Source organism: Candidatus Thiodubiliella endoseptemdiera, assembly GCF_964212635.1.
Classification (GTDB): domain Bacteria; phylum Pseudomonadota; class Gammaproteobacteria; order PS1; family Pseudothioglobaceae; genus Thiodubiliella; species Thiodubiliella endoseptemdiera.
This window is the reverse complement of record NZ_OZ156463.1, coordinates 1,915,746-1,939,499: the sequence shown is the minus strand read 5'-3', so window position 1 is coordinate 1,939,499 and position 23,754 is coordinate 1,915,746. Positions and strand designations below refer to the sequence as shown.

Genomic DNA, 23,754 nt, shown 5'->3' with positions numbered 1-23,754 from the left:
TAAATTCTACTGTGTATTTTATTCATTTTTTATTCTATTTTTTTGTTTAGTTTAACTTGTTCGAAATAAAGGGGTTTAGATTATTGTTTGAATTTGCTGGGGTATTGTAGTGTATTTGGTTCGTTTTTTACTCATTTTTTTACTCCGATTTTTTTTGTTTAGTTTAACGGGTTTGAAATAAGAAAGTTTAGATTGTTGTCTGAAATTGTTGGGGTTTTATACTTTTTAATTTTAAACTTTTTAATTTTTAATTTTTAATTTTTAATTTTTAATTTAATTTAATTTTAAACTTTTTAATTTTTAAGTTAAGCTGTTTATGCTTGAGGGTACATTATACCCAACTTGAGCCTTAGACCACAATTGATTAACTTCTTTTTGATAGTTGGGATCTCCTGTAGTGTCAGCAAACGAATCAAAAGTTGACATGTATTCAACCAATTTACTCACTTGCTCTTTTTCCAAATAATGATAACGATTGTTTTTGGTGTCAATATCAATACAAATTTTTACACCACTAGCATCGGTATTAGTATCAGAGAAATAATCCTCAATCAAAACTTCTCCATCTTGAGATCTATATTGCTTAGCAATTTCAATATTTGAATCGTCATCAGCTGGCTTCTCTGGCTTTACCAGTGATTGGTGTTTGATTAAAAGGTCGTTGTTATCACGATAATACATAGTATCCTGATAACTGTTTAAATCAAATGTAATGTAATCGCTACCATCAACAGAAAGGATGCTAGATATATTGTCATTTCCAACTACAAATACATCGGCACCACTACCGCCAATTACGACATTGTCTTCACCTCCTAGATACAGTAAATCATCCCCCTCTCCTGCATCAATTTGGTTTTCAGTTGAGTTTTTATGCATATATATATAATCATTACCAGATTCAGCAAAAACAAAAGATTGGTGGCTAGCAACTTCCAACTCATCGTTGCCACTGGCTAAATAAACTCTGTTCCTATTGCCGAATACTTTTCCATGGTCATCTCCTTCACCTAAATCCATCCTATTGTAGGCACCAATTAAGATCCCAACATCATCGCCTTCATTGCCGTAAACTTTACCATAATTACCAGTAGATACTAGATAATCGTCGCCTTTATTACCTGTGATATAAGCTCTTTCTCCAAATGCCCAAAGTTGGTCTTCTCCTGTGCCACCAAATAAAGTATTGTATCGACCAGAAGCAACAGCAACATCATTGCCTTCACCGCCAATAAACATATGATTTTGCCCCACATAAACTGCGCTATCATTTCCCTCATTTCCACTAATGGTATTACCTTCACCAATAACATAAGCAACATCATCCCCTCTGCCACCCCAAACATTGTTGTTGGTGCCCATTAATGCAAATAAATCTTTACCATCGCCGCCCCATGCAAAGTTTTGAGCGCCTATATTGAAAAATAGATCACCATCATTAGTCATATGCCCGCTATCTGAGAAAAATTTAACCGTTTCCTCTTTTATGTTAGAGGCTTCTGAAGAAATAGAAGAAATACTACTGGCTAGCGTTTTTGCCAATGCGGGCAAGTCTTGTAGGGTTTCTATCAAGTTCTTTGCAGTTAAATCAAATAATGACGGTAATTTGATTCCACCAAACCCAAAGGCTTTTTTCTTTTCAGTCCCAGTTTTGGCCTTGTCTTTGTCATCATCTTTGTCTTTGCTATCATCTTTGTCTTTATCGTCTGGTTTTACTGAGTCGTCTTTTGCTTTTTTCTCTTCTTCTGCTTTTTTCTCTTCTTCTGCTTTTTTCGCTGCTTTTTTGGAGCCTTCTATTGCTTCCTTCATACCTAATGCTTCATAGGTATTTTCTGCCATATCTGCAACAGTACCCCAGCTCGCTTTTAATGCATTAACTATGCGTTCTGGTTCAGATAAAGCTTGGATGGAATTTTCGAAAGTGTCAGATACTGTCCCAAGTAGTCCTTTTAGTATTTCTGAGATTGATAGATTGTATCCTCTTGCATTAGTTTTAGCCCATGCACCATTATCGGCGTATTCATAACCCAATATATCGCCAAAGGTAACATCGTCTGCATGAGATGCTACTTCATTCAGCATACTGTTGATAAATTGCGTTTTTTGATTGGCTGGTGTGTAAGTAAAAGTAGTACCTGGCTGCCCATCTTTAGTGAATTCTTGTTGCATAATGCCAAATAATGAAGCAACAGTGGTGTCTAAGACGGAAGAAACGGTATCGCCAAACATAAAACTAAAGTTGCCATTGCCAATCAATATATCCGAACCTTGTCCGCCAATAGTCAAATTTAAACTGAAATTATCTATTTCATCTTTAAAACTTTGTTTTTGCTGTTGTTTTTGTTGACTCATTTGCATAAACTCATTGGATTTTTTGTTGAGGGTCATTTCTACATCATATTTTAACCCTCTGTCAGAAACTTTATTTTGACTGCCACGGGTTAAAATATCTTTATATACAGTATCACTATTGCTGTCTAAAGAGCTCATATCAATTGCAAACTTTGCAGTTTTTTTCCAACTCCACAATGCATTTTGTTCAGAATTACTTAAGGCAGACATTTTTTTCAAAGACCCCAAAACATTGGCTGAGCCATCAAAGGGGTTGACAAATGGAATCATTGGGAAAGAAGGGTCAGTTGCAATGATTAAATCATTCCTAACACCGTGATTAACCACAATATTTTTATTGCCTATTAAGACTTGCACACCTTCTAGTGCACGATAATCACCAATTTTAACAAAACGATCAGTATTACCAGCACTACCTATGCTAATCAAAACATTGTTATCGCCGTACATCAGTGTGTGGTGTGCACCGTTGCCAACTTTAATATCTAGGTTGTTGGAGCCACCAAAGAAAGTCGCATGATCGCCATTACCAATATCAATTTGAACATTAAAAGAAGGTGGGGTCTTTTTCTTCTTCTTTTTCTTTTTATCATCTTTATCGTCTTGATTATTAAGCGGTCTTTTAAGTTTACTTTGGTCAACTGAATTAGCAAAATCAGTTTGTAGTTTATCAATATCATTTAATTTTTGTTTGGTTCTTTCCGCCTCCGCTGCTAATTGTTTTTTCTTCTCATCTTGCTGTTGCTGTTTATCGTCTGCATCTTGTTGGTCTTTATTATCATTTGTATCACTCTCCCCTATGTCCTGACCATTGTATTTAATTAAAGTTCCCTCATTGTCATAAACTTTACTAATCACTTCACCAGTTGCATTGAAACTGTAAATGAGTTTGGCTTTACTGTCTTTATGTATCCATTCCCCATCACCTGTACTTGAGGTAACTTTTGTGCCATCTGGATTAATACCCACATAGGTGTTTCTGACTCTTACTTCATCAACAGAAACACCTTTTTCTCTGAGTTTTATAAGCGTATCTGAACCATAGGTACTGTTACTATTATCAGTTGGGTTGTCTGCACCTAGATTACAGCCCAACATACTGACAACGCCTATAGTTACTTTACTTTGGTCTAAATCTTGGTTGAGTTTGACGATGTTATCACTTAACTCATCAGGACTTCTGCCACCCAGTGTATGCACGCCATTGTCTTCTCTGCCATAACCAACGGCTACTATTTTGACTTTGCCTGCAATGTCTTTGAGTTTAGGGCCGTAAACTACTCGACGAGAGCCGTCTTTGCTTATTTGCACGATGGTAGTTTGACCGGGGTGTTTTGAGGCTAGGTCTAGTGTGCTTTGCTTGACATTTGCATCGTCTTCGCCCTGAATGAGGACTTGGTGGTCGTGGTTGGCTAGGGTGGGTTTGGTTTTTTCAGATTCGGTTTTTAGTTTTTGGCGTTGGTCGTCGCTTAGGTCGCTCCAGTCTTGGAGGGGTTTGTCTTGGTGAGGGGCGGGGTCGGCTAGGTGTTTAAAGGCGTGGTGCTCTATCACTTTGGGATCTAAAGGAGATTTTGAGAGCCAATGCTTATAATCTACACGACCAGTAGGTAAATGATATGCAACCACCCTCATCTTAAGTTGATCAGAAAGATACGCAACTAGTTCTTTATGTTTATCCAAAGAAGGCTGAATTATATCTCCATCTGTAAAGATTACTACTCTATAAGATCGCCCTGGATTAAGGTCTCGTGCATTTTTTAAGCCTGTCAAAAGGTCATCTTTTGAATAATCATTTGTGCCAAGAGTAAGCTTCAATGTAGTAGCGACATCAGGTCTTACTATTGATGAATTCAGTAACATTACACTTTCTCTATCTAAATATTTAAAACCAACGACATTTTTTGTGTAACTGTCTTTAAATAAAAAAATAGCAGCTGGATTTGTCCTAAATATCTTCACCCTTTGATTAAGTGTATTGTTATCGGCAAAAGCCATCGATCCTTTATTAGGTCCAGAATCATTGTGTACCAAAATATTAGCATCAAGCTCTGCTCTATATTTTAGTAAATTTTCTGTAAAAGCATACATATCAGGTTCATTGCTCCAATCTGCTGAACCCTTACCCATTCTTATATCTATTTGTGCCATTGGCACAATGCCGTCATTGTGTAATTGTTGTTTAAGCTTTTTTAGCGTTTCTAAAGTTTCTTCAGGCGTGCTGGCAATAACACGAACTCTTAAATTATTTTTAAATTTCAATAAATCGTTTTTGTTGTAATTGAGTGCACCTTCCTTGCCAACAGTAACAACGAGATGATACTTAGTATCTGGATAAAGCTCTGTTTTTTGGGTTATTTCGCCTTGTTCATTATATTCCCAAATGATTTTTTTATCATCAAGGTGGTAAGCGCCATCTACTGTTTTCCTTCCATTATTTTCCGTTATGACATCACCTAATCTCGTACTAACTGTAACATCAATATTTTTAGCCTTAGCCCCTGTTAAAATATGTTTTCCCATATAAAATCCTGAATTACACCCTTTTATGTCAATTTGCTTGACTTTTGTATCGCTAGGTAAGTCTTGTTTTAAACGCACAATGTGGTCAACAATATCAGTAGCACTTCTGCCTCCTGTTGTTTCTGCTACTTTATTACCATGCCCATCAAACAAAATTTTAACCTCACCTGTGATATCCTTTAATCTGGGACCGTGCAAAACCTTGTAATTGCCTTGTTCGTCCATTTGAATCAGGGTGGAGTTATTGTAATACTTGCCTGCTACAGCCACTGAAGAATCAATTATAGTGCGATCATCTTCTAGAATAACAACAACACGATGAATCTCGTCCTTAGGCGTAATGCTATATTTGTTGCTCACACTCACAGGCTGCCATTTAAGTAAACTATCGGGGGATGGTAGTGCCTTCCATTGATCTTGTGTTGCCTTTCTATCTTCAAAAGAGGTTAAATGCTTTTGTAAATAATCAACATGCTTCTTAACTTGCACTAATTCATCAACATCAAGCCCATGTTGTTCAGCAATCATGGTAGTCATTGCATTCTCTACACTGGTTTTTATTTTTTCTAAAGACGATTCTCTTAATGCAACTATTTTTGGGTGGTCGGCGTAACGAGAACTGAGTAACAGTTTGTGGAAATCAACAAGTTTCGAAACTTCAGATCCATCATTTTCTATGAGTCTTGACAATTCTCTTTCCACATAGGCACCTTCCAGCATCTGAATTTTTTGATATACTTCCAAATCTTCAGCATTCATTATCCTATCATAAATTTCACCAAACTTATCCAATAAATCGTTTGTTCGCTCCATCTTAACGCGCAAATCATCTGCTTGAGTATGTGAAAAATCACGCCACTCGCCTAACTCATTTTTAATTCTTGAATCTGGGTGATGATCTAAATACGCTTGCAACTCTAACGCATGCTTTTCCAAAGTAAGGTGAGCAAATTCGCGTGGATCTTCTTGAGCATTTAAAAAAGCATTAACGGTGTCTTGTAAGATTTTTTTACCATCCTCATCTATTGATTCATCATCAAGTAGTCTTGTTAATTTCTCAATTTCATTATCTATTTTTCTGTCAAATTCATCCAGCGGATTGGTCAAAACATCCTTATGGTTCTTAACCGTTTCCGTTCTTTGACTGACTCCCTGTGTATCTTTATCCCAACTATAAACCGTCTTGGTGCCACCTGTTTGCATAGTTTTCCTACCATCGGGGTTGACTTCTATCTGTGTTGTTCTGCCGGTTACTTCTACCTTGGTTGTGCCTTTGCCATTGTCATATAGTCTTTCTGCAACTGATTTTGTTAAGGAATTAACATCGCCATTTGATGCTATGTCTGTTTCACAGCCTACCAAATTAATGCGACCCTCGTCTTTTATATCGATTTTAAGTTGTGTTTGCAGGTTTTGAATGTGTTGGGTTAAAGTTTGTGCACCTAATGTCTTCATTTCAGAGCCGTGTCCTACGACATTGATACGGTATTTATCACCTACATCGAGATTGACTTCGTTGCCTTTTAGGTTGTAAACTTTGATGTTGCCATCAGCGTCCATCTTGGCGATGTAGCTGTTTTCTGGGTGTTTATTGGCGAGGGCTTGTGCGGCGTTTTTGACTGTGTCATCACCTGGTAATTCTAGTATTATGTTGGTTTTGTATTTAGATGGGTTTCTATTGTCATCAGACCCTTCTTTACCTAAATGCTGACCGTTATATCTAACCAAAATACCGTCATTATCATATGACCTACTAGTTACAACACCATTTTTACCCATTTCATAGGTTGTTTTTGCCTCGCCATCTTTATGTTTCCAGTTACTTGTTCCTGTGTCTGAGGTAACTTTTGCACCATCTGGGTTGATACCAACATATTTACTTCTGACGCTAACACTTACATCGTCTCCAATGTCTGATTGTTTAAGATGCTTAAGAAGTTCTTCACCGTAACCACTACCTTGGTCGTCTGTTGGATTGTTTGTTTTTAAGTTACAACCTACTGCACTAATGCGCCCTATCGTTGTTTTGTTTAAATCTAGACCTTGTGTAAGTTTAATAATGTTTTTGCTGAGTTCATTGGCGTTTCTGCCACCGAGTGTGTGAACACCGCCCTCTTCTCTGCCATAGCCAATAGCAGAGACTTTGACGGTGCCTTTAATGTCTTGGAGTTTTGTTCCGTAAACCACTCGAAGATTACCCTCTTTATCTATTTGCACAATGGTAGTTTGACCGGGGTGTTTTGAGGCTAGGTCTAGCGCACTTTGTCCGACATTTTTATGGTCTTCGGTTTGGAGGATGATTTGGTGGTCGTGGTTGGCTAGAACGGGTTTGGTTTTTTCGGATTCGGTTGTTAACTTTTGGCGTTGGTCGTCGCTTAAGGAGTACCAGTCTTGGAGGTTTTTATCTTGGTAAGGGGTGGTTTCGGCTAGATGATGATAACCAAATTTTTCACCATTGGATAATAAAAGTTCTTCATTGTAGAAATCCTTGATAGTTAAAATACGGCCATCTGATAGTGTTATAGAGGTATCTTTAAAGATATCAACATTAAATTCTTGAGCCACTAGGGAACTTCCTGATACCCATGCACCATATTCTTTACCATTGAAATGATGTTTAATAGCCTTGTACATACTATGTGCGTTTGAAAATTCCACCATTCCAGCATTGGGATCAAAAAATACATATTTTCCATCTTGTTTAAGCATTGCCGTTGAATGGGTTTTTGTATTAAGCAGTAAAACTTTATTACCCTCATAATTTTCCAATGCTTTAACACCTTCTTTTAGAGAAATTGAAGAGCTTTCTGAGTTAAATCCTTTGGAATAGGTGGAATAGGTAATGTCCAATATTCCTTTTTTGATTATATCAGTCTCCTCAGAATTATATCTACCTATCTCATCTCTAAACCTTTGAAAGAAAATATCTTTTTTGCCATCCATATAAGAAGCAACGAATAACTGAGTAAGAGAGCAACAAACTCCTGACGATTTTTGAATAGAGTTCAATACATTAATGTGTGAAAAGTTTTCTGAACCAATTACATTTTCAGTTTTTTGCAGTTTGTTATATAGTATAGCCCCTCGATTATTAGTATATTCCGTCTTTCTGTTTCTTATTAATTTTTTGAAAACACCTAAATCTCTCATAGTGAATTCGCTTCCCTCGAATCTTTTTTGAAAAATCTTGAGTAAGTCAGCCAAATTATCATGCTTTGGATTAATTCCTACATCTTCTAATTTAGCATTAGAATACCCTTCTAAAAATTTATTCTGTTTATCGGGAAAGCCCTTTAATGTACTCTCAAGCATCTCAAGTCTTGTTGTATATCTTGTCAAATCTTGAGATAAGGTTAATGGGTTTGTCAATGTGTCCTCATAACTTTTAACCGTCTCAGTTCTTTGTTTAATACTTCCTGTATCCGCATCCCAGCTATAAACCGTTTTTGTGCCACCCGTTTGCATAGTTTTCCTACCATCGGGGTTGACTTCTATCTGTGTTGTTCTGCCGGTTACTTCTACCTTGGTTGTGCCTTTGCCATTGTCATATAGTCTTTCTGCAACTGATTTTGTTAAGGAATTAACATCGCCATTTGATGCTATGTCTGTTTCACAGCCTACCAAATTAATGCGACCCTCGTCTTTTATATCGATTTTAAGTTGTGTTTGCAGGTTTTGAATGTGTTGGGTTAAAGTTTGTGCACCTAATGTCTTCATTTCAGAGCCGTGTCCTACGACATTGATACGGTATTTATCACCTACATCGAGATTGACTTCGTTGCCTTTTAGGTTGTAAACTTTGATGTTGCCATCAGCGTCCATCTTGGCGATGTAGCTGTTTTCTGGGTGTTTATTGGCGAGGGCTTGTGCGGCGTTTTTGACTGTGTCATCACCTGGTAATTCTAGTATTATGTTGGTTTTGTATTTAGATGGGTTTCTATTGTCATCAGACCCTTCTTTACCTAAATGCTGACCGTTATATCTAACCAAAATACCGTCATTATCATATGACCTACTAGTTACAACACCATTTTTACCCATTTCATAGGTTGTTTTTGCCTCGCCATCTTTATGTTTCCAGTTACTTGTTCCTGTGTCTGAGGTAACTTTTGTGCCATCTGGGTTGATACCAACATATTTACTTCTGACGCTAACACTTACATCGTCTCCAATGTCTGATTGTTTAAGATGCTTAAGAAGTTCTTCACCGTAACCACTACTTTGGTCGTCTGTTGGATTGTTTGTTTTTAAGTTACAACCTACTGCACTAATGCGCCCTATCGTTGTTTTGCTTGAATCTAAACCTTGTTTAAGTTTAATAATGTTTTTACTGAGTTCGTTAGGGTTTCTGCCACCGAGTGTGTGAACACCGCCCTCTTCTCTGCCATAGCCAATAGCAGAGACTTTGACGGTGCCTTTGATGTCTTGGAGTTTTGTTCCGTAAACCACTCGAAGATTACCCTCTTTATCTATTTGCACAATGGTAGTTTGACCGGGGTGTTTTGAGGCTAGGTCTAGCGCACTTTGTCCGACATTTTTATGGTCTTCGGTTTGGAGGATGATTTGGTGGTCGTGGTTGGCTAGAACGGGTTTGGTTTTTTCGGATTCGGTTTTTAGTTTTTGGCGTTGGTCGTCGCTTAGGTCGCTCCAGTCGCTAATTTTTTTGTCTTGGTGAGGGGCGGGGTCGGCGAAGTGCTGTATTTTTGAAACAACCTTATTTACCATAAAGTCTAATGTCGCTAAATTGGTTTCTCTATTTATATCAAATAAAATATCTGTTTCTTTTACCAACATACAGTCAGCTAGTACAATGCTTCCATCTTTTCTTACTAAAAAATCAGGGTCTCTAATTGATAATTTTGGATTATCTATAAGTATTTGCTTTATTTTTAGAAGGTCGGTTTTTGTTTTATCACTAAAACGAGATGTGATTCCAGGTGAAGGGATTTCTCCAGGTTTTATTACCATACTATCTTTGATATTATCCATAATATAAAAATGATTGGTATAACCATCTTTTTGTATGCTGCCTTGTCCATAAATCTCTGGAACAGTAAAACCATATTCTGAAAGTTTTCTTATATTATATACTTCATTTTTAACCATTTTTTGGCTATCGCCAACCACACTTTTTTCTCTTATTATAGCAACAACATAGTCATCATTACCACCTAGGCTATAAACATCTTTATTATCCCCACTACCAATTTTCTTCCCTAAATCGTCTATACTTAATTCCATTAAATTTCCTAAAGCTGCCATATTCTCTTTCAAAAATAAAAGGTCATCATAGACTTCACTCTTGGGGTTTTTGGCCATATGTTTTTCTAATTTAAAAACTAACTGTTGGGTCTTTTTACCTATTAAAGCAATATCATTTGAATGTTTTAAACTGCCTAATTCTTGGTTAAGCTCTTCCAGCAAAGGCACGTGTTTGCTTTTTTTACGCTTTTTATCCAAAATAAGTTGGATTTGTGTTGATAATTTACTTATATCTGAATTTAGACCCAATGGGTTTTCTAATTTAGCACTAGTATGTCTAGCGGCTACATCTCTTGACGCAATATTACCTGTGCCAGGATCCCAATAATAAATTGTCTTAATGCCCCCTATTTCCATGGTTTTAGTGCCATCAGTATTGACTTCTATTTTATTGTTTCTACCGGTAACCTCTGCATGCCATTTGCCATCATTATATAAACGATCTGCAACTGACTTAGTGAGTGAGTCTATATCACGACTTGCCCCAGAGACTTTATTAGTGTCACAACCAACCAGCGCCACCCTAACAGGAACACTATCATTAACCTTAAGTTGCGTTTGTAAATCTTTAATGCGTTGTGTAATCGTATCAGCACCCATTTCTTCCATCTTAGCGCCATAACCTACCACATTAATACGATATTTACCCTCTATTTCAACATTGGCCTCCTTGCCGTCTAAACCATAAACCATGATGTTGCCGTCTGCATCTAATTTAGCAACATAACTATTAATACCTGCATCATCTTTATGTTTTTCAGATAAATATTTAACTGCATCATTAACAGTTTTATCATCACCTAATTGAAGAGTAATGCTGTTCTTGTATTGAGATTCTATAGGTTTTCTAGTAGGGGCTTGTGTATCAAAAGTTCCAAAAGTACTACTAGCTGCATTTCTACGCCGATCAACATAAACACCATTGCTGCGTAATGTTTTATTTCTTGAATGTACTGATATAGGAACATCGCTATCCAACCCAATGTCTTGTTTTTTAATTAAGTACGCTATACTATAAAAATTGTTATTTCTTCCAGTCATTCCTCCCAATACAAAAACTCTAGCAAATTTAATATCAGCACCACTTATAACCTTTGTAAGCGCATTATTTTTTTCTTTAATATTATTAGCATTGAAACTGTCCGCATCACCGGCAAAGTTTACCCTTAAGTTGTTTATATCTAAATCATCCAAATTTCCAGACAGTAAAAAATAACTTTTATTAGACTCATCATATTTAAGAACAATGCTGCCATCACTATACTGTCTTATTTTTTCCAGTTCACTGCTAACTAAATGAGAATCAACAATAAAGACATCAGAATATCTTTGCGATGCAATTTCCTCAGTATCTTCGCTAAAGGATGATGGGTCAGAAATTGTAACTTTAGAACTATGGGGTACTAATAATGCCTTAAATTCACCACTTTGTTCGCCGTAAACAGTAATATCCCTACTATTTTCCAATATTTCAACAACATCTATTGGGCGTACGGATTCAGAGTTTAGACTACGGCGACTTGCCTCGCCTACTCTAGGTAAAACTAATGCGGAAAAAAACGGCTTGCCATGTTTAAAAACTTGTCTACCTTTAGGGTTGATAATCATCTTGGAATCCAAGACAACTATCTTATGAGCGTCGCTATTTCCACCATTTAAATTAGCTTTCATACTGTCAACAAACGCATTAATTTGCTCTGCTGTTAGTTTGTCGGTATCTATAATATAAGTAATAAATTCATTACCTTGTAGATCCTCAAAGTCTTCCCCTGAATTCCATGAACCTTTAGGATTTAGGCTATAACCTTTCATGAGATTGGTCTTTGCCCCATGCTCTACTATAAAATCATTTACTCCCTTTACGCACAAAGAAAACTGATCTAGATTAATGCTAGTTTTAGTGCTAACTCTAAGCCTTTCAACTGGATTGCTTTCTAACTCTTTATATTTAAGACTTAGGTTTTGTACTAAATATCCAGTAAAAGGAGAATAAGGCCTAGTAGTCAAAAAATTATTATTAATTGGGAACGGATATATAGGCATAAGAACTGCGACACCTTTACTTGCAGACATTTGATCTTTACGAAAATCCCTAATATATTTAGTTAAAATATTTTTCTCACTTGGATTATCTGCGACTAACCCAGTATCAGAATACACGCCACCTTGAGTATGTAATATTGAAATTCTAGCGATATCAGAAGCGCCTGCAAAATTACCACTTTTTTGTCTCAACTCATACTCATAAGCCTTTTTCATTCCTCCTAGTTCTGGCGTTGAATCAAAAGTATCTCGTATAGAAGACAGTTTAATTTCTGGATTATTTTTTGAAAAATCTCCCCAAAATCCTTTAATAGCTGCATACCTAGTATCTATCTTACCAGGATCTAAACCCAACTCTGAAACCATGAATTTTTTACAGGTCTCATCACTAAAACCATATTTGTCGTAAAAATCAGATAATTTTCGCTCTAATTTACTAACTTTAAGTGAATAAATATCGCTTAACAACAAGTTATCTTTTACATGTTGTTTAATTGCTTTCTTGGATTCACCTCCCAAAAGAAAGTCTGGGTCATAATGAAGTGTAACTTCAAGATCTGGATTCTGTTTTTTGGCATTCTTGATATTATCTAAATCCTTTGGTGGCAACTCATTGCCAAGCCAAACAAAATGAAGTTTATCGGGCACATGATCGATATCTCGAACAGTAACAGGAAACTCTTTGCTTGCTTTAACCATATATTGGCTTAACTCAACCCCTTCAGATGTAAAATACTTTAATTCATCAATGGTATTTTGCTCTAAATACTTGCCAATGCTTTCAGGTTTTAATTTTTTATCAAGTCTTTTTCTCAAAGCAACCCATTTTTTATGCCTCTCCTTTGGATTCTTTTCTGCCTTTATAGAGTTAATAGCACCTAAAGTTTCCCCTAAGAATGAAATAAGTATTGAATGAGTACCAGCACTACTGCTTATTGTTTTGTGCATCTCTTCAAGGTAATAACTCATTGAATCTTTGAGCAAAGGGTTTTTAAGCTTTACTGCTGTTCTTTTAGCATCTTCAACTCTTAATTTAATACCTTCTACGCCTGTATTTTCATCTACACCCCAACTATAAACCGTCTTGGTGCCGCCTGTTTGCATAGTCTTGGTGCCATCAGGGTTGACTTCTATCTGCGTTGTTCTGCCTGTTATTTCAGTTTTTCTCAGTATATCGTTTTCATAAACAGCTTTAGCAAAATCTTTGGTAAGTGTTCGGCGAACGCCATCGGTATCACAACCCACTAAAGCAATACGATTGATGTCGGTTTTGTCATTGCCATAAGCTTGCTGGATTTTGTTCGCTTTATTGGCTAGGGCTTGGGCACCTTCTTGGCTTAAGTTACCACCATGATCAACAAAATTAACACGAGTGTCGCCTGTGGGGGTGTAGGTATCACCTTTTAGGGTAACCAGTTTGCCGTCTTTATCAAATTGGACAATAATGCTGTTGTTGGGGTGTTTGTTGAATAAGGCATTGGCGGCTTCAACTACGGTTTTGTCATTGCTATTTTGAACAATGATATTACTGTGATATCTGGATTTTTTAGGGGTGGAAGTATCAGAATTTGGGTTTGGGTTTGAATTGAGAGTGGAATCGGGGGTTTGTGCTTGCATTTCTCTTTGCCAAAATATATTTTCAAAATCCAAATTATATTTTTCAAAGCTTCTTCTGGTTAGCCAATTCTTATGCAGTCCAGCATTTGCTCTCATTGTCGCGATGGTTTGTTTTAATTGTGCGACGATACTTGCGGTATCAATCTCATCTTCTACACCACCTTCATCTACTTCATCTTTTTTACCTATTTTTACCTTCTTATCTATTGCAACATAAATGTCATTGATGGTATCCTCAACCAGGGTATCAACAGTCTTGCCGTTAGCAATGATTTTATACTCTACATAGGTTGTTTCAATATCATTGTCTTCGCCGTATAAGTATTCAATTTTATTATTTTTTGTATTGTAATAAATGACAATGTCGTTCTCTTTTTTAAGCCACAGTCCTAAGTTTAAACTTTCATATGAATCATCTGTCAGAATAAAAACTTGCGGTGTTTGAGAAAATGATAAGCCTTTGGAAAAATTTTGATTCAGTTTTTTATCTGTAAACCATCTTGATGGGTCTTTTCCTTGCTCTTTTCTGGCTTTGGTTGAAGCACCATTGGCACCATCTTGAGTTTCTTTGTCATGTGTTTTTGAGTCTGGCGTGCTGGTTTCAGTAGAATCATGATTAGAATTAGAGTCAACACTAGAGTTTCTTCCATACCCAGAAGTTGTCTGATTTAATATGTCCTTGCTCTGACCTGAGGCGTCATCAGTTGACAGTGTCGATGTTTTTGCATTCATTGAGAATGTTGGATTGTTGCCACTAAATATTTGCACATTTGATAACTTAGTGCCTACATCATGGAGTGAACTGTCTAAAAATAATTCAGTATTTGCATTTAAGACTTTTTTATCTGAGGTGTAAATCAAAGTACCTGTAGCAAGCACGCCATCGGATGCCTTGATGTGGTAATACTTTATTGTAGCGCCCTCTTTGACAATCTTCATATAATCACCAAGTGCATAAGCAACATTGCTCTCATACTTTTTCCTACCACTTTCATAAATAGCAAATCTATTGCCAATACCGCCATTTGCATATAAAGCATAATCAATACTGTTATAAGAGTTATTGGTGTTGTTGTCTGAGAGTCCAAACATCATTCTTTTTCTCTTGCCAATAGCACCAATTTTAGCAATAACATAACCATCGCCAACAAAACCTTTAGAAGAAGAAACATCCGCATTCCATCCATTGCTGGAAGTCTTTTCATAGGTGTTGCCAACTTGGGTTATTTTATTGCCACCCCCAATATTAAAATCGGTGTTAATTAATGTACTAGAAAGTTTAACAGGGTTGGTAATATGACTAAGGTCAATCACATTACCGTCTGTGTCTTTAACACCGTCTAAAATAATGTCATTTCTGTTGTTAATGTCAAAGTTTTTAGCACCAATCCTGCCATCACCCACTTTGACAGTATGACTAAACTCCAATGTTTTAGTAATATCACCATTTGCACCTATTAACAGAAAATCTTTACCTGCAACAATAATTTTATTGCTGCCAATGTTTGCCAAGGTAACTGCTTCATCCAAGGTAAGTGTTATCTTAATTTCATCATCAATTGTGAACACACCATTCATTGCATCATTCACATTAACACGCCATGCGTTGGACTTTAGTGGAGTTGGGGCGTTGCAATCTATTAATAAATGCTGATTTTTAGCCACATGAAAACTTTGGCTAGCGATATGACCAAGATTGACACTACTGGTAATACTACTCATATCAATAATATTGCCGTCTATATCTTTAATATTGGTCAAAATAATATCATTCTTGTTATGAATATTGAAATCTGCGATACTGGTTGACCCATCACCTCTTTTAATAGTATGAGTAAACTCCAATGTGCTAGTAGAGCTACCATTTGCACCTGTTAAGAGGAAATCTTTACCCGCAATAATGATTTTATTGCTGCCAATATTTGCCAAAGTAACTGCTTCATCCAAAGCGAGTGTTACTTTAATTTCATCGCCAACAGTAAACACACCATTTTTTGCATTATTGGCATCAACCTTCCAAGGGTTAGTTAACAATAGTTTTGGTGCACCTACATCTACTGAAAGTGCCAAAGGCGCACCACTAAAGATTTGCATATCTGACAATTGGGCACCTTTTTCGTAGAATGAACTGTCTAAGAACAGTTTGGTATTGATGCTTGAGGCTTGAGTTGAAGTGTAGAGTAAATTCCCTGCGGCAAGTGGACCATCAACTGCCTTGATGTGGTAATATTTTACTGTGGTGCCTTCTCTAACAACCTTCATATAGTCGCCAACTGCATAAGCAGTCCCTGTCCCTTTCTGACGAACGCCATCTTCATAAATTACAAATTTATTACCAATACCGCCGTCTGCATACAAAGCATAATCAATACTATTATAAGAACTGTTGGTATTGTCGCTTGAGAGTCCAAGCATTATTCTTTTATTAAGAGTGCCAATTTTAGCAATAACATAACCATCACCCATAAACCCTTCGGAGGAGAAAACATCAGTATCCCAAGCGGCGTTAGCGGTTTTTTCATAGGTGTCGTTAGTTTTGGACATTTTATTATCACTACTAACGCTCAAGTCGGTATTAAGTTTTGTGGCATTCAATCTAGTAGGACCAGTAATGCTACTTAAGTCAATACTATTGCCTTCTTTATCTTTAATATCAGTTAGAACAATATCGCCCTTGTTATCAATATCAAAACTTGTGGCGTCAATCTTATCATTGGCTTGAACAGTATAAGTAAAGTTCAATCTGTCAGTAACAACGCCATTTGCACCTGTTAACAAGAAATCTGTGCCTGCAATAACAATTTTATTACTGCCAACACCCGCCAAAGTAACCGCCTCATCCAAGGTAAGTGTTACTTTAATTTTATCACCAATGGCAAACACACCATTAGTAGCAGTACTGGCGTCAACATGCCAAGCGTTATATGCTAGTGGTTCTGGTGCACCAGAGTCTATTGATAAATTTGAATTTTTACCAAAAATCTTAATTTCACGGAAGTTTTGTGCACTACCACTAAAGGTCAGTTTAACCTGATCAAAAGCTGTGCCAGCTGCTGGGATAATTTCAACAACATTACCAGCAGAGCTAATAGTGCGCCTTGAAACTACCTTGCCCTCTTTGAGAAATTCAACAGTTGAGCCGTTAATTCTGTGCGCAACAGCTTTTCGATTGTAAAGTTTAAAACTGCCATTGGTGTAATTAATACCACCAAAATCAAATAACATATATTTACCATCAGCATTCTTTGGATGTGTGGCATAATCTAGCGCACCCTGTGAACTGGTATTGCCATCAGTCATTCGTTTAATATTAGCGGCAGCATCTCCTTGATGCCAAGCGTCAATATTGGTGGTGATGGTCGCTAGTCCTTTGCTATTTAAGGCAATATTTTGAATCTCAGGGCTTAAATCTACACCCTCAACGATATCATCAAAATTGATGTTATTGCCGCTTGAGTCTTTGATGTCGGTTAAGATAATATCGCGCTTATCGTTAATATAAAAAGCTGTGTTGGTTTTCTCATTAGCCTGAACGATATGAGAAAATTCTAGTGTCTTGGTAAGAGCGCCATTTGCACCTTTTAATAAAAAATCTTTACCGGCGATAACGATTTTATTGCTACCGACATTCGCCAAAGTTACTGCTTCATCCAAGGTCAGTGTTACTTTAATTTCATTGCCAATGGTAAATACACCCTGAGTGGCATCAGCAGTGTTGACATGCCAAGCATTGGCAACTGGTTTTGGTGCACCTACATCTACTGAAAGTGCCAAAGGCACACCACTAAAGATTTGCATATCTGACAATTGGGCACCTTTTTCGTAGAATGAACTGTCTAAGAACAGTTTGGTATTGATGCTTGAGGCTTGAGTTGAAGTGTAGAGTAAATTCCCTGCGGCAAGTGGACCATCAACTGCCTTGATGTGGTAATATTTTACTGTGGTGCCTTCTCTAACAACCTTCATATAGTCGCCAACTGCATAAGCAGTCCCTGTCCCTTTCTGACGAACGCCATCTTCATAAATTACAAATTTATTACCAATACCGCCGTCTGCATACAAAGCATAATCAATACTATTATAAGAACTGTTGGTATTGTCGCTTGAGAGTCCAAGCATTATTCTTTTATTAAGAGTGCCAATTTTAGCAATAACATAACCATCACCCATAAACCCTTCGGAGGAGAAAACATCAGTATCCCAAGCGGCGTTAGCGGTTTTTTCATAGGTGTCGTTAGTTTTGGACATTTTATTATCACTACTAACGCTCAAGTCGGTATTAAGTTTTGTGGCATTCAATTTAGTAGAACCAGTAATGCTACTCAAATCAACATAATTACCGTCTGTATCTTTAATATTAGCCAGAATAATATCATGTTTATTATCAATATCAAAATCTACAGCGTTAATTCTATCATTAACTTTGACGGTGTAAGTAAAGTCCAATGTCTTGGTAGTAGTGCCATTGTTGCCTGTTAACAAGAAATCTTTACCTGCAATAACCACTTTATTTCTTCCGACACCTGCTAGCGTAACCGCCTCATCCAGAGTGAGTGTTACTTTGATTTTATTGCCAATGGTAAATACGCCATTAGTTGCATCACTCGCATCAACACGCCAAGCGTTAACAACTGGTTTTGGCGCATGCACATCTATTGATAACGGGGAATTCTTACCATTAAAAATTTGCATATCTGATAATTTGGCACCTACACTTAGAAATGAACTGTCTAAGAATAATTTAGTATCTGCATTTAAAGTTTTAGCCGAAGTATGTATCAAAGTGCCTGTGGCAAGCGGCCCATCAGCTGCTTTAATATGGTAATACTGTATTTCGGCTCCTTCCCTGACAACCTTCATATAATCGCCATTTGCATAAGTAACGCCTGTGTCGTAACTGTGCTTGCCATGCTCATAAATTACAAACTTATTGCCAGTACTGCCATTTGCATACAAAGCATAATCAATACTAGAACTGTTGGTATTGTCACTTGAGAGTCCAAGCATCATATTTTTATTAAGAGCACCAATCTTAGCAATAACATAACCATCGCCAACAAAGCCCTTGGAGGAAAAAACATCCGCATCCCAGTCAGCACCAGAAGTTTTTTGATAAGTGCCGTTAGTTTGGGTTATTTTATTACCACCACCAACAATAAAATCAGTGCTAAGTGCTTCCCTAGAAAGTTTAACAATATCAGTAACGCTATCAAGGTCAACAGCATTGCCATCTGCATCTTTAATATTGCTTAGAACAATATCTTTATTATAAATATTAAAATTAGCAGCACTGATTCTGTCGTTGGCCTTTACAGTGTAAACAAACGCCAGTGTTTTAGTAAAACTATCATTCACACCTGTCAAAAGAAAATCCCTGCCAGAAATAACGATTTTATTGCTACCAACATTTGCCAAAGTTACTGCTTCATCCAAAGTAAGTGTTACTTTAATTTCATCGCCAATAGTAAATACACCATTAGTTGCATCGCTGGCATCAATATGCCAGGCGTTGGTTGCTAATGGTTTGGGTGCACCAGAATCTATTAATAAGTTTTGATTTTTACCGAAAATTTCAATTTCGCGGAAGTTTTGCAGGTTGCCACTAAAGGTAAGTTTAACTTGGTCAAAGAAGGTGTCAACTGGCGGAGAAATCTCAACAATATTGCCCGCATTTTTGATGGTATGCGTTGAAACCATTTCTCCGTTTTTAAAGAATTCAACGATTGAGCCATTAACTCTACCTGGAGCAGCACCCGTTCGATTATAAAGTTTAAAAGTGCCGTCAGTATATTCTATATTTTTAAAATCAAACAAGATATGCTTCCCATTAGCATCCATTGGGTGTGTGGCATAATCTAATGCGCCGCTTGTACTGGTATTGCCATCAGTCATTTTTCGAATATTAGCGGCAGTATTGCCGTTATGCCAACGACTAACATTAGTGCTGACGGTTGCTAAATTTTTATTATTTAAAGTAAGATTTTTACTAACAGTGTCGCCAAGCACTATACTACCTGTAATGCCACTAAGGTCAATACTGTTACCATCTGTATCTTTAATACCAGTTAAAACAATATCTTCTTTACTGTCAATATCAAAAGTGGTGTTAAGTTTATCATTGGCTTTGACGATATAAGTAAAATTCAATACATTCGTAGTGGCACCATTTACACCTGTTAATAAGAAATCTTTACCCGCAATAACGACTTTATTGCTACCAACATTTGCCAAAGTAACTGTTTTATTTAAAGTTACCCTTACTTTAATTTCATCACCAATGGTAAACACGCCATTGTCTGAATCGGTGGCATCAACTTGCCAAGCATTGGTTTTTATCGGGACTGGTCCACCTGTATGATTTTGCTTGGCATTTAAAGTGTTGGAATTTTGATTACTCCCTTCTAAATCTTGTTTTACTTTTTGATGATATTCTTGTTGATGCAATTGATTGTCTTTTAATTTTTCATTGGACTTGTCTAAGTTTTCTTGTGAGGTGGATTTACTTTTTTCAATGCCTGATTGACTGTCTTTAATGTCTTTATTGGCTTTTTCCTTTACTTTATCAACATTACCAAATTGAGTATAACTATTATGATTCTTACTTTGTCCTATTTTATTTAATTCGTCCAGTGCCTGGGAATCTCCCTGTCCTGTGTTTTGCATTAAATTAGACTGGTTATTATCACCCAAAACCCGAGTAACTTCCTGTGCATCTTTATTGGCATCTTCTTCGTTGACTTGTGTATCCGATTTTAAAGAGTTAACGGTTTGCTTGTCTTTTTGTGATTGTGTGTCTATATCTGAATCTTGATTCGCATCTGTTGGCTGATATTGTGTTTGGTCAACATTTTTATTAACAGATTGCATATTTGAAGTGTCGCCATAGTCTTGGTCCTGGTCTTTCTTAGGAGTAGAATGGCTACTGCCGCGTGTTTTAGTTGTATCTGCATCTTCGCCATTAACCATAGTTGCTATAGTTTGGCTAACTAAAAGACTTTTAGCTGTTTCTTTTAAATTTGAAAGCATACCTTGCATTAAAGATTTCATCTTCTCAACAGGGCTTTCTTTGGTACCCATTTCAATCATAGCACCATAATAATCGCCATCGCCAATTTTGACGCTAATATTGCCTTTACCTGCTGCCACAAGAACATCCATTCCGTCACCATAACGCACATTGGCATTGTAATCACCTTTCATTGCAGCGACATTAACACCATGCCCTACACGGGTATTAAGATTGTATTTGCCGACCATAACATTAATTGCAACGCCATCGCCAACATTGGTATTAACATTGAATTTACCAATAGATGCACCTAAATGAAAGCCATCCCCTACTTTAGTAGTAATATTAACCTTGCCAATAGCAATCATTGAACTATAACCAGAACCCACCTTAGTAACAATATTAGCCTTACCAATGGCAATTTGCAAACTGTCATTATCGCCAACTGAAGTGAGTATATTGGCTTTACCAATACCTGCCTGTATAGTTTGCCCCAACCCAACTTTACTAATAATATTGGCTTGACCAATGCCCACAGCTAACATTGCACCATTACCAATATGGGTGATAATGTTGGCTTGACCCACTGCAAAGGTAACCATACTGCCTTCATTATTTTTACCCAATAGTGCAACACCCGTTGTTTTAAGTGCATCAATGCCTGAAGTTAGGAATTTTTGCGGCGCTGAAAATACATCGCCCCTTGGAAATAAACGGTGTCTATCTAAAACAGGGTCTGAAACTACAGAATCTAACGGCGATACAGTAACTGAAAAATCAGCCAATGAAGATACTCTGGTTACAATATTTGCCCTACCAACAACCAAGCTCATGGTATTGCCATTACCCTCTAAATTTATATGTGTAACAATGTTTGCTTGCCCGATAGCAGCTGTTATTAAATCACCTGACCCAACTTTAGTAACAATATTGGCTTGCCCAATCGCAAATGCAGCTGAAAAACCATTGCCAATATGGGTGAAAACATTGAAGCCACCAACCATAACAGCAAGCGTTGTGCCGTCACCAATTTTAGTAAAGATATTGGCTTGTCCACCTAGCATTAAGGCGGCACTAAAGCCATCACCAACATGAGTAAAGACATTGGCTTGACCTGCGACCATTACGGCTACTGTTATACCATCACCAACTTTGGTAAAGATATTGGCTTGCCCACCTAACATTAAAGCAGCACTAGGTCCATCTCCAATATGGGTAAAAATATTACCCGTTAATGAGAGCATTAGTGCGAATGTTGGACCATCTCCAACCTTGGTGAAAATATTACCGCCTACAGAGACCATTAGTGCCGCCGTCATGCCGTTACCAACATGTGTCAATACATTGCCAACACCAAACATACCAACAATAACATCGCCATCGCCTGTTTTAGTGGCAACATTACCCACACCTAGCATTAACAGATAATTATTACCCTTACCAACATGGGTAAAAACATTTAACCCGCCAAACATTAATGCCCAAACATCGCCATTACCTACTTTAGTAATGATATTGCCACCGCCCAGCATATTTACTTTAATATTTCCACGACCTATATGCGTTAAAACATTACCGCCACCCCACATCACTATATCAATATTACCCCTGCCTTTTTTGGTAACAACATTCAGCCCTCCAAATAAAGTGCCACTAACATCGCCTACAGAGAAATCAGTGAAAATATTAGCACCTGCTAAAAGATATAGACTTGAATGCCCAGAACCAAGCCGAGTAATAACATTTGCACCACCGATTAAATAAGCATTTAAATTACCTCGCCCTTCGTAAGTTACAACATTTGCTACACCAGCACCTATTAAGTTCAAATCACCTTTAGAGACCTTAACATTGACAATGTTACCTAACGACACTAATATTAAATTTGTATTACCACGCCCAGTCCTACTTAATGTATTAATACGCACACCACCAAGCCTTGCATTAAGCCGACCATGCGTTGACCAAACAACAACATTACCACCACCCAATAAAGTTAAATCACCATCGCCCTCTTGTCCAGAACGCTCAATGTAATTGCCAATGCCAGCAGCGACAACATTAATATTGCCAATCCGAGCCGTATTCCTAATAATATTAGCAGCACCGCCACCAATAAACCTAAGGTCACCTCGGTCACCTGTTTGAGTAATAACATTTGCTATTCCAATGCCTGTAAAGAAAACATAGCCACTGCTAGCATGATCGATGATATTAGCACCGCCACCGCCAACAAAATCAATATTACCGTATTGAGCAGTATTAACAATATGATTACCTACACCAATACCCACAAAAGAAATATTACCGCGGTATCCACCTAAACGACTTACTTGATTACTAATCCCCGTACCAACAAAATTAATATTGCCATCATTCGCACTATTGATAACTTTATTTGATCCACCGCCACCCTTGAAATTAATATTACCAAAACTCCCGCCTATACGCTTTACAATATTAGATGCACCAATACCCTCAAAAGAAATATTGCCGCGATTTGCACTATTGATAACCTGATTTTTTATACCTGCACCTACGAAAGTAATATTGCCTGAATTACCACTAAGATATAGATAATTAGATGCAGCTACACCGCCATAAGTAATATTACCCGAACGCCCAGTATGTTGTATATTTGTTGCACCAGCAGCCCCATAGACAGAAATATTACCCCAGTCAGTTTTGCTAATATTCATAAAACCAGCGGCCCCATGAACACTTAAATTCCCCCAAGTGTCATAAACATCAAGTTTTAAACTAGCAGCATGAACTGTATCGTTCCCCCCGTAAGTCTTGATGCCACTACCCCAAACGGCAACACCTACAGCAGTAATGGTGTTATCGCCATTATCTCCCTCGTAATTCCCTGTAATAAAGTAGCCGGCACTATCAGCAACCTCTTCTACAAAATCAACAGCATCATTAACTATATTTGCTACAAAACCCAT

General features: G+C 37.2%; 1 protein-coding gene. It reads right to left on the bottom strand.

The genetic code is table 11. From position 1 onward, the window contains the following. Nucleotides 1–300 precede the first annotated feature (300 nt). Nucleotides 301–23,754, bottom strand: coding sequence for a C80 family cysteine peptidase (locus AB8525_RS10115; RefSeq protein ID WP_369177754.1), 23,454 nt, complete (start codon nt 23,752–23,754; stop codon nt 301–303).